The sequence below is a fragment of the Lancefieldella parvula genome (assembly GCF_963530955.1).
GTDB lineage: Bacteria > Actinomycetota > Coriobacteriia > Coriobacteriales > Atopobiaceae > Lancefieldella > Lancefieldella parvula_A.
The window spans coordinates 1-10,332 of the sequence record NZ_CAUSFQ010000045.1 but is presented as its reverse complement, the minus strand read 5'-3'; the positions used below and the strand labels follow the sequence as shown (position 1 = coordinate 10,332).

The window sequence follows — 10,332 nt, the reverse complement described above, 5'->3', positions numbered from 1 at the left end:
CGCTCTCGCGATATGTTGCAATATCACCAGGAATAATCTTGTAAGGCAGCTCTTCCATCTGACGAGCAATTTCATCAACGCTCTTATCTGCTTTTTCATACGCAAGCGCTGAAACCTCTTTAAATACCTTCCTGCGAATTTCAGTCAGGTTGGTATAGACACCTCGCATTGTGCCAGGCATTTCTCCCCCTCCTCGTTCACTTTATGCACGTCTGGGTAACGTATTTGCACAAAATGAATGTATGTCTCTATCACAAAGTATGTACTATTAGTCCACCTCAGTGACACCAAAATAAGAAAATCGCTCTGGAATGTCCGTTTTAATCACAATTTTTGCGCTCGTGACTGGATGAATAAATTCAACGCGATGTGCATGCAGCATTAACGGCTGCGCTTTATGTTTCTTTTTTGCTCCGCGCTGCAAAGAAGACACTCCTCCGTATAACGCATCTCCTACCAGAGGAAATCCAAGTGACGAGAGATGCACTCTAATTTGATGCTTTCTTCCTGTCAGCAAATTGACCAGCAACAAGCTTTGAGTTTGACCTTGTGCTGACGATGCAACCTTAATGAGGCGCGCCTCTGTTTGAGAAGGCTTGCCTGTTGCTGAGACCCTCATCTTCTGTGCGTCATGACGATCTTTTCCAATTGCCTTATCTATCAGCAGTTTATTTGGCTCAAACGCTCCCTTAACAGCTGCAAGATACTCTTTGGAAAGCTCCTTAGAGGCAATAAGCTGATCAAACTGCGACTGCGTTTCTTTTTTGAGCGAGAAGAGCACTATGCCCGTAGTCTCTCTATCAAGGCGATTCAGAGCTTGGACTTGGGAAAGATCTACCTCTCTTGAACCCTCAAGTGCACGGAGATTCTCGCAAACTACATCGGTTAACGAGGGTTCATTGGTGCCGTCTGCATGAACGATAATTCCCGCAGGTTTATTCACGGCAAGCAGATACTCATCTTTATACAAAATCTCAAGATTACTGTCAGTCTGAAGCACATCCATGCTACTCTCCTCGCTTAACTACATACCGCTGCTCAGAAAGCACCTGAGCAAATGACTCAATTGTGCTCCACACGTGGTCGGTGCGTCGCCAGGCAACACTGACCGAATATGACATCTCTTTTCCTAGCTCAATGATGTGAAGACCAGACGTTTCAAAGTCGTAGTAAGAAGAGGCCACCAGCTCAGATGGCAAGAAGCACGCGCCAACCCCTCTCATGGCAAGCGCCAAAAGCGTCTCGGAGTTTCTGGACATAACTTTGATAGTGGGAGATATGCCCGATGCCGCAAACGCGTGGCGAGCAAAACTACCTGCAATGTCTCGCTTACCAACTGTTAGAAAAGGACAAGCCTCCAAGGCCGTGAGCTTCCCCGTCTTTTTAACTTGCGAGACAACCGAGTCAACCTTATCTGCATACAGAGACTCAAGAAGCGCTTGAGAGACAACCAGAACGATCTTCTCGTCAAACAGTTTTTTAACAACAAGGTCATATGATGTGGAATTGACGGTTGCAACAATCAAGTCAAGTTGACCTTCAGAAAGCCACTCAACTAGCTCGTCATTCTCGCCCTCATCAAGCTCAATGGAGATGTTTGGGTGCAGTTTTTGAAAAGCGGCAATGGAGCGCGGCATGATGATGTGGCCTCGTGTTGCGGTGACACCAACACGCAGGCGACCTCGCTCATTACCTGCAATATCAAGAAACTCTTGATCCATGGCGCGACGCTGTGCTTGGAATTTGCGCGCATACCGCAAGAACTCTTCTCCTGCAAACGTTAGAGACAGCGGGACGGTGCGTTCTAGCAGTTTAGAGCCAAGTTCTTTCTCTGCGGCTGCGATATTTGCCGAGAGCGTTTGCTGCGTTACACTCAGGCGCTCAGCTGCCTTGGTGAAACTCTTTTCTTCTGCAACGGCAACAAAATAATCCATGGTTTGAAAGTTCATTTTTCTCTCCCACTGAATTACAAAAATTACTTGTAATTATAACCATTGAAAACAGTTGGACTTCAACTTTTTAGTTGTCTACTCTATTTACACAAGAAATTCGTTTGGAGTGGATGCATGGTAGAGCTAATAGTACTAAGTGCCTTTGCGGTGATGCTCATCGTAGGTACAGCCCTATCTTTTCCCCTTACATCTATCTTGACCATTGGTTTCTTCCTCTTTTTTGGTTACGGACTTTCTCGCAAAATCTCTGCAAAAAAGCTTCTTTTAGCATCCTTTGAATCTGTCTGGGAAGTTAAAACAATCATTGCGCTGTTTGCTGTTGTAGGCGCTATGAGTGCAGCATGGCGAGCAGCTGGAACCATTCCAGAGATTGTCAGCATTTCTGCTTCATTTATTTCTCCATCTATCTTTATTCTGGCAACCTTCTTACTCTGCACCATGATGTCCATGCTTTTGGGTACCGCATTTGGTACCGCTGCAACCATGGGCATCATCTGCATGTCTATTGGTAAGGCAATTGGAGCAAGCGAGTTCTTTATTGGTGGCGCTGTTCTTGCAGGTAGCTACTTTGGCGATCGTTGCTCCCCTATGTCTACCAGCGCAATCCTTGTTTCGCAACTCACCGATACCAATCTATCCAAGAACATCAATCGTATGCTTCGTACTAGCGTGGTGCCTTTTATTGCTGCATGTGTTATCTACGTGGCTTGGGACTTCTTCATGGCAAACACGGGAACTATCCCCGATGTTACTGGTCTTCTGAGCCGTTCCTTTAGGCTTTCTTTGATTTCGCTTACACCAGCACTGCTTGTAATTGTTTTCTCGCTTCTTAAAGTTGACGTCATTGTTACCATGGCATCCAGCTTGGTACTTGCCTGCGTTCTGTGTGTCACCGTCCAGCGAGTTCCTCTTGCAGATCTGCCAGTCATCCTGCTCTTTGGTCTTCGTGCTCCAGGAGCTACCGTTGCAAACATGGTGAATGGTGGCGGCGTTTTCTCCATGATGAACGTCTTGACAATCGTAACCATTTCTTCAAGCTACGCTGGTCTTTTCCAGACAACTGGCCTGCTTCGCCGTATGTGCCAGCTGGTGGCTGACCTCTCCGATAACTCCACGCCTTTCTTTGGCGTTCTGATTACCAGCATGTTTACCTCAATGGTTTCTTGCAACCAGACCCTGGCTATTATGCTGACAAACGATCTGTGCGAGAACGCAGAAAACTCTTCAAGCGCCCTTGCTTTGGATATCGAGAATAGCGCTGTAATTCTTGCTCCTCTGGTACCGTGGTCCATCTCAAACATCTCGGTACTCTCTGCAATTGGCGCACCTTCAATGAGCCTTCTAGCTGCAAGCTTCCTCTATTTGCTTCCTCTTTGGACTCTGGGAATTTCTCTGTGGCTCCATCGACGTCCAGCAAAAATTGACGGTCATCGTGCTCGTTGGCTTGGCCTCACCTCTGACGATGTCCGCAGCTGCTCATGGCCACGCGTAGAGGATTCAGAGTCCGCAGACTCTACCGCAAGTCTTCCTGCCGTAAAGGTTGCTTAACAAACAAACCCTCCCGATTCACAGACACGAGAGGGTTTAAATTTGACTTCTAGTCCTATTGTTACTGTCTGGCTTTAACCTCAGCAACAAGCTGGTCGGCAGGCACCTGTACCTGCTCGTGAGACTCCATGTCACGAAGAGTTACCGCACCAGCTTCAACCTCATCTGGACCAATAACCACACAAAGCGTTGCACCCATCTTATCTGCCTGCTTAAACTGAGCCTTCAGCGAACGACCAGTGCGATCAGCCTCACATCTAATGCCAGCCTCACGTAGCGCCAGCACAGCATCAAATACAACAGGAGCCTGCTCAGCACCTGCGCAGGCAACATAAACACAGCTTGGAGCTGCTGGCTCGGCTGCAACACCAAGAGCCTCCAGCGCAAGCATAATGCGCTCAAAACCAACAGCAAAACCGACACCTGGAGTTGGCTTTCCACCTTCAAGCTCAACAAGACCGTCATAACGACCGCCGCCGCCAATGGCGCCAACACCAGCGTTTGGAATCTCTACCTCAAAGACGGTACGCGTGTAGTAATCCAGGCCACGAACAAGTGTTGGATCCTCAACGTATGAAATACCCGCAGCATCCAGATACGCCTTGACCTGCTCATAGTGAGCACGACAATCATCACACAGGTTGTCAGAAATCAGTGGAGCGTCCTTCATGACCGCATGACAACTCTCGTTTTTGCAGTCAAACGCACGAAGCGGATTGATCTCTGCACGCTCAAGACAGTCCTCACACATCTCATCCTTGTGATCAAGAATGAACTGCTTGACCTTCTCGCGATATGCAGGACGGCACTCCGCATCACCCATGGAGTTAATCATGAGCTTCATATCAGCTGGCGAGAAACCCATCTGCTCGTAGAACTTCATCAACATGATGATGGACTCTGCATCGGCAGCTGGATCAGAGGCTCCAAGCCACTCGACACCTACCTGGTGGAACTGGCGCAGACGGCCTTTCTGAGGACGCTCTCCCCTGAACATTGACTCGGCGTACCAAAGTTTTGCAGGAGTTCCTCCCTGTGGCACACAGTTGTGCTCAACGGCAGCGCGAACCACACCAGCAGTTCCCTCAGGACGCATAGCCATACGCTGACGAGGCTTAAGACCGGACTCATTACCGGCAGCCAGCAAATCATCAAGTAGAGCGCCTGAAAAAACACGGAACATCTCTTTGCGTACTACATCGGTTGACTCACCAATACCGTGAACAAAGGTATCTACCTGCTCAAGTGCAGGAGTCTCAATGCGGTCAAAGCCATAAGTACCAAACAGATGGCGGGCAACATCTTGCATATGCTCCCAAGAGCGCATATAGCCGCCGTAAAGATCTTCGGTACCTTGAATTCTCTGACCCATGAATCCTCCTTGTTACAAACATAGATGTTTCTAGTTTACCCATGAGAGACAGCTCTGGCGCAGAAAAGCTTTTATAACTTTTGAAACCTATGAAAAAATCCGATTATTTTCTAGAAAACGTAAAAAAGTGCGTATGTGAGGGTTGCATTTTAATTCCTACCATTTAGTATGAATTAGCGGATTTTGGGGTATGACAAAAACATCGGTGACATTGGCGTTTGTCTTTGCCACAAAACCGCACTAGCACAAGGTTTTGCTCGCCCTAGAGCTGCCCAAACTTGCTAGTCACAAACGTATCACGTGCTTGCACGTAGAGATATTTGGAGAGAGATTTATGGCAACTGAGCTACTCCGTGTACACGGAATTTCTGCAGGTACCGAGGAGAAATCCATCCTGCATTCAATTGATCTGAGCATTGGTGATGGCCAGGCTCACGTTCTGATGGGACCTAACGGCGCAGGTAAATCAACACTTGGCCGCGTCATTATGGGTGATCCTACCTATAAGATTACCGAAGGTTCTCTTATCTTTAACGGCGAGGATGTAACTGAGCTTGCTGCAGATAAGCGCTCCCTTGCAGGCATCTTCCTCTCCTATCAGGCGCCTGTTGAGGTTCCTGGCGTTCCTCTTTATTCATTCCTGCGTACCATTACGCAAATGCGCCCTGAGCTTAAGATGACTGCTCGTCAGTTCCGTCAGCGTGTTGGTCAAATTTCTGATCAGCTCGAGCTTGACCAGGGATTCTTGATGCGCGAGCTTAACGTTGGCTTCTCTGGTGGCGAAAAGAAAAAGGTTGAGATGCTCCAGCTTTTGCTGCTTCAGCCTAAACTTGCTATTCTTGACGAGACCGACTCCGGCCTGGACGTTGACGCACTCTCCGTTGTTTCAAAGGGTATTCAGGCATATCGCGAGACCTGTGACGGCTCGCTGCTCATCATTACTCACAACACCCGCATTCTTGAGCGCCTTGAGATTGACCGCACTCACGTTATGGTTAAGGGTCACCTGGTGGCAGACGGTCCTGCTGATCTCATCAACCAGATTGACCACGAGGGCTTTGAGCGTTTTGAGAACCAGTCTGATGAGGGCGGTGCTAACTAGTGAGCGAGAAGAAGCGATCTGAGGTCGCTGACGTAGACCGCTCTCTCTACGACTTCACCAAGTCCGAAGAGGGTTACGAGCGCTACGATGATGGCCTTACGCCAGAAATTGTGCGTGCTATTTCCGAGAAAAAAGAAGAGCCCGAGTGGATGCTCCAGATGAGGTTGTCGGCCCTGGAAACCTATCACCAGCGCCAGATGGCTACCAACTGGGGACCTTCTATTGCAGGTCTGGATTTGAACCATATCTCCACGTATGTCTCGCCAAAGACTCAGCAGGCAAATAGCTGGGACGATGTACCTGAGGATATTAGGGATACCTTTGATCGTCTGGGCATTCCGCAGGCAGAGGCAGAGAGCCTGGCTGGTGTTGGTGCTCAGTACGATTCCGAGATTGTCTATCACAACATGCGCGAGGAAGTTGCTGAGCAGGGCGTTATTTACACCACCATTGAGGATGCTCTGCACGATCCGCAGTGGGAGCCTGTTGTTAAAGAGTACTTTGGCAAGCTGATTCCTCCAACAGATCACAAGTTTGCGGCTCTGCACTATGCCGTTTGGTCTGGCGGTTCTTTTGTGTATGTTCCCAAGAATGTCACTCTGGACTACCCACTTCAGAGCTACTTTAGGTTGAACGCTCAAGGTGCTGGCCAGTTTGAGCACACGCTTATTATTGTTGAGGAAGGCGCTGACCTGCACTTTATTGAGGGTTGCTCCGCACCTAAGTACTATGCAGCAAACCTTCACGCAGGAGCTGTTGAGCTCTTTGTTAAAGACGGCGCTCGTCTGCGTTACTCGACCATCGAAAACTGGTCAAAGAACATGTACAACCTCAACACCAAGCGCGCCATTATTGGCAGCAATGCAAAGATGGAGTGGGTCTCGGGCTCTTTTGGTAGCCACGTTTCCTACCTCTATCCTTCTACGATCATGAACGGCGATTCTTCTAACTGTGAGTTCACCGGTATTACGTTTGCAGGCGCTACGCAAGACCTGGATACAGGCTGCAAGGTGATTATCAACGGCTCCAACAACTCGGCAAACGTTGACACTAAGTCCATCTCCAAGGATGGCGGCGTCAACACTTTCCGCTCAGCCGTGACCGTTGGACGCAAGGCAGAAAACGCTCGCGTGGCGTTCTCGTGCCAGTCGCTGATGCTGGATAACATCAGCCGCTCCGACACCATCCCAGAGATGGATGTTCGCAATGCGACTGCTCAGATTGGTCACGAGGCAACTATTGGCCGCATTTCTGACGACACCGTTTTGTACCTGATGAGCCGTGGTTGCTCTGAGGCTGAGGCTCGCACCATGGTAGTAAACGGATTTGCAAACCCTGTCTCAAAGGAGCTCCCAATGGAGTACGCCGTTGAGATGAATAACCTGATTAAACTTGAGATGGAAGGAGCGATTGGCTAATGGATAACGTTTTGATTAATCGCGCCAACGTTCCTGCAGCTCAGACATGGAACCGTCTACGCGCTAACTCACTGTCGGTTACCGTCCCTAATCACGCTGATGCAGGCACAGTGTACCTGCCTCTACCTCGCCTTTTTGAGCGCATTGAGTGTGGAATGGGCCAGGAGGTTACTGACTACGTAGAGTCACAGGCATTCAAGTCTGATTTCTACAACGTTCCCGCTCGTACCAAGCGAGAAGATCCTATTGTTGTTGCCGTTTCTGCTGCTCAAAACCAGTGTGCTAACACCGGCATCATTGTACGCGAAGGTGCCGAGGCTACCGTAGTTATCGCTGCGTTTGCAGGCGATGCGAGCGACGGCGCACCTGCGGGCGGCGCCGCGAACGACGACGCGCTTCCAACCAGCGCTGCGCTCACCCGTATTGTGGTTGAGGCTGGTGCTAAGCTGCACCTTATTGAGATGCTTGGCGTCAACGAGGGCCAGCAGCACCTTGAAAGCGTTGGCCTTGAGATTCACCAGAACGCGGCTGTTGACGTTAAGCAATACGCTCTGGGTGGATCAACTATCGGTCTTGGACTCACCGCTAACTTAGTTGGCGCTCGAGCTCGCCTTGACCTCAATAATCGCTATCACGCTACCCACGAAGAGACGCTTGATATTAACCACCTGGTACGCATGCGTGGTACCTCTACGCGCGCGCAGCTCACCGAGTCTGGCGTCCTTAACGAGGCAGCTAAGAAGACGCTTCGCGCAACCATCGATCTTGTCCGCGGCGCAAAGGATGCCCAGGGCAACGAAATTGAAACGGTCATGATTCTTGGTGACGACGTTGTCAACAAGACCATGCCTGTTATTCTCTGTGATGAAGACGATGTTGCTGGTAACCACGGAGCTACCATCGGATCCGTCTCCCCTGAGCAGCTTGATTACCTTGCAGCTCGAGGACTTTCTCGCCAGGCTGCTGAGCAGCTGTTTATACGCGCTCTCTTTGAAGACGCCATCATCAACGCGCCTGAGGAGATTTCCCACCGCGTGGCTGTTGAGCGTTGCGAGGCTGAGCTGGGCGCAGAAATTGCTCACGACTATGACGAAGCTGCAGCTAGTGACGACGCAGCTGGCAACTCCCTGGCTGCCAGCGATGGCAGGGATTCCGGCGCTAAAGCCGATTCCAGCAAAGGTGGTGTCGCGTAATGACCGACGCAGAAGTTGCTCAGATTACCGATAACCCTTACAAGGCAGATTTTCCAATTCTGGCTGCAAACCCCGAGGTAGCTTACTTGGACAGCGCTGCTACTTCTCAGCGTCCCCGTGCGGTTATTGAGGCGCAGTCTAGCTTCTACGAGACCATGAACGCAAACGCTCTGCGCGGATTGTACCGTTGGAGTGTGGAAGCAACCGCAGCTATCGAGGGAGCTCGCGCTTCGATTGCAAAGTTCATTGGAGCTGTCGATAAAAACGGCAAGCCAGAAAGCCAGCAGATTATCTTTACGCGCAACACTTCTGAGGCGCTTAATCTGGTTGCTTCAAGCCTTGGCCGCTATGCACTCAAACCAGGCGATGACGTGGTCATTTCCATTATGGAACACCACTCCAATATCATCCCTTGGCAGCAGATTTGTAAAGCTACCGGCGCTAATCTGGTGTACCTGCGCATGAATTCGCAGTACCAAATTACGCCTGAAGAGATTGCGTCAAAGATCACCGAGCGAGCAAAGATTGTGTCTGTCACACACGTCTCCAACGTGCTGGGAACTCACAACGACATCAAGGCCATTGCCAAACGCGCTCACACTATGGGCGCCTACATGGTTGTCGACGCCGCCCAATCCGCACCCCACATCCCTATTGACGTGCACGATCTTGACTGCGACCTGTTGGCTTTCTCGGCACACAAGATGTGCGGACCTATGGGCATTGGTGTGCTTTGGGGCCGCTCTGAGCTGCTTGATGCCATGCCGCCATTCCTTACCGGCGGTGAGATGATTGATTCCGTCACCGAGACCAGCGCCGTTTGGGCTCCTGTTCCCGAGAAGTTTGAGGCGGGTACGCAGGACGCTGCAGGTATCTATGCTACCGGTGTTGCTGTCGAATACCTCAACGGCTTGGACATGGCAAAGATCGAGAAGCGAGAAGAACTTCTCGCCAGATACTTGGTGCAGCAATTGTGCACGCTGGACTTTGTTGACATCGTTGGCTCTAAGCTGGGACAAAACCACGTGGGCGCTGTGGCGTTTAACGTGCGCGGCGTTCATCCACACGACGTCTCGAGCATCCTAGACATGAACAACGTTTGCATTCGCGCTGGTCATCACTGCGCCGAGCCGCTTCTGATTGAGTTGCACGAGTCCAGCACCTGCCGCGCATCCGTTGCGTTCTACAACGATAAACACGACATTGACCAGCTGATCGAGGGTCTTAACCAGGTATGGAAGATCTTTGGCAGTGCGGTCAGCAACAAATAAAACAAGGAGTTGAAATAAGTGGCAGCAAACGACCTGTATAACGCTGAGTTTATGGACCACGTTTCTCACCCCGATTACAAATATCAGATGGACAACCCAACCGTCTCCCACGAGGGTGTTAACCCTTCTTGTGGCGATGAGCTGACGTTTTCCGTGCGTATTGAGGACGGAAAGATTGCCGAGGCTGCTTTTGTGGGCAGCGGATGCGCAATTTCTCAGGCGTCGGCCGACATCATGAGCGATCTGATGATTGACCGCACCCCAGAAGAGGCCATTGAGCTTTGTAAACTCTTCGAACGCATGATTCGCGGAGAAGAGACCGACGAGGCTGTGCTTGACCAGCTGGAAGATGCCAACATTCTGCACGACATCGCTCACATGCCCGCACGCGTTAAGTGCGCTGAACTGGCATGGCACACGCTCGAGGAGATGCTTGAGGCCCACAACAGCGGTTCTGCTGCAGCCGGCGCGTCTAC

General features: G+C 50.4%; 9 protein-coding genes and 1 pseudogene. 6 read left to right on the top strand and 4 right to left on the bottom strand.

Translation table 11 applies throughout. The annotated features are described in order from the left end of the window. The 3 genes and pseudogenes from RWJ43_RS04220 to RWJ43_RS04210 form a co-directional block, all read right to left on the bottom strand. A pseudogene (locus RWJ43_RS04220) lies at positions 1-181 on the bottom strand (iron hydrogenase); the annotation flags it as partial. 87 nt (positions 182-268) lie between these two features. Continuing rightward, positions 269-1,006 carry an RluA family pseudouridine synthase gene (locus RWJ43_RS04215; protein ID WP_314008156.1) on the bottom strand — a complete coding sequence of 246 codons (738 nt, stop codon included), beginning with the start codon at positions 1,004-1,006 and terminating at the stop codon, positions 269-271. Between the two features lies 1 nt (position 1,007). Beyond that, positions 1,008-1,949: a LysR family transcriptional regulator gene (locus RWJ43_RS04210; RefSeq protein WP_314008154.1), complete on the bottom strand. Its 942-nt coding sequence runs from the start codon at positions 1,947-1,949 to the stop codon at positions 1,008-1,010. Between the two features lie 45 nt (positions 1,950-1,994). Between RWJ43_RS04210 and RWJ43_RS04205 the strand changes: the two genes are divergently transcribed. After that, positions 1,995-3,500, top strand: coding sequence for a Na+/H+ antiporter NhaC family protein (locus tag RWJ43_RS04205; protein WP_314008151.1), 1,506 nt, complete (start codon positions 1,995-1,997; stop codon positions 3,498-3,500). A 61-nt stretch (positions 3,501-3,561) separates the two neighbouring features. Here RWJ43_RS04205 and hisS read toward each other — a convergent pair whose 3' ends face one another. Beyond that, complete coding sequence (gene hisS, locus RWJ43_RS04200; RefSeq protein WP_314008149.1) at positions 3,562-4,872, bottom strand: histidine--tRNA ligase; 1,311 nt, start codon at positions 4,870-4,872, stop codon at positions 3,562-3,564. Positions 4,873-5,206: 334 nt separating this feature from the next. Between hisS and sufC the strand changes: the two genes are divergently transcribed. From sufC to sufU, 5 genes are all read left to right on the top strand, one after another. Further along, on the top strand, positions 5,207-5,974 hold the full coding sequence (gene sufC, locus RWJ43_RS04195; protein WP_314008147.1) for a Fe-S cluster assembly ATPase SufC: 768 nt from the start codon (positions 5,207-5,209) through the stop codon (positions 5,972-5,974). After that, the gene (sufB, locus tag RWJ43_RS04190; protein WP_314008144.1) at positions 5,974-7,392 is read left to right on the top strand and encodes a Fe-S cluster assembly protein SufB; all 1,419 of its coding nucleotides are present in this window, start codon (positions 5,974-5,976) and stop codon (positions 7,390-7,392) included. The genes sufC and sufB overlap by 1 nt, the downstream gene beginning before the upstream one ends. Beyond that, the gene (locus tag RWJ43_RS04185; RefSeq protein WP_314008141.1) at positions 7,392-8,585 is read left to right on the top strand and encodes a SufD family Fe-S cluster assembly protein; all 1,194 of its coding nucleotides are present in this window, start codon (positions 7,392-7,394) and stop codon (positions 8,583-8,585) included. The genes sufB and RWJ43_RS04185 overlap by 1 nt, the downstream gene beginning before the upstream one ends. Further along, the gene (locus tag RWJ43_RS04180; RefSeq protein WP_314008139.1) at positions 8,585-9,856 is read left to right on the top strand and encodes a SufS family cysteine desulfurase; all 1,272 of its coding nucleotides are present in this window, start codon (positions 8,585-8,587) and stop codon (positions 9,854-9,856) included. The genes RWJ43_RS04185 and RWJ43_RS04180 overlap by 1 nt, the downstream gene beginning before the upstream one ends. An 18-nt stretch (positions 9,857-9,874) precedes the next feature. Then, positions 9,875-10,332, top strand: a 458-nt coding sequence (gene sufU / locus RWJ43_RS04175) for a Fe-S cluster assembly sulfur transfer protein SufU (protein ID WP_314008136.1), incomplete at its 3' end; no start/stop codon positions are given.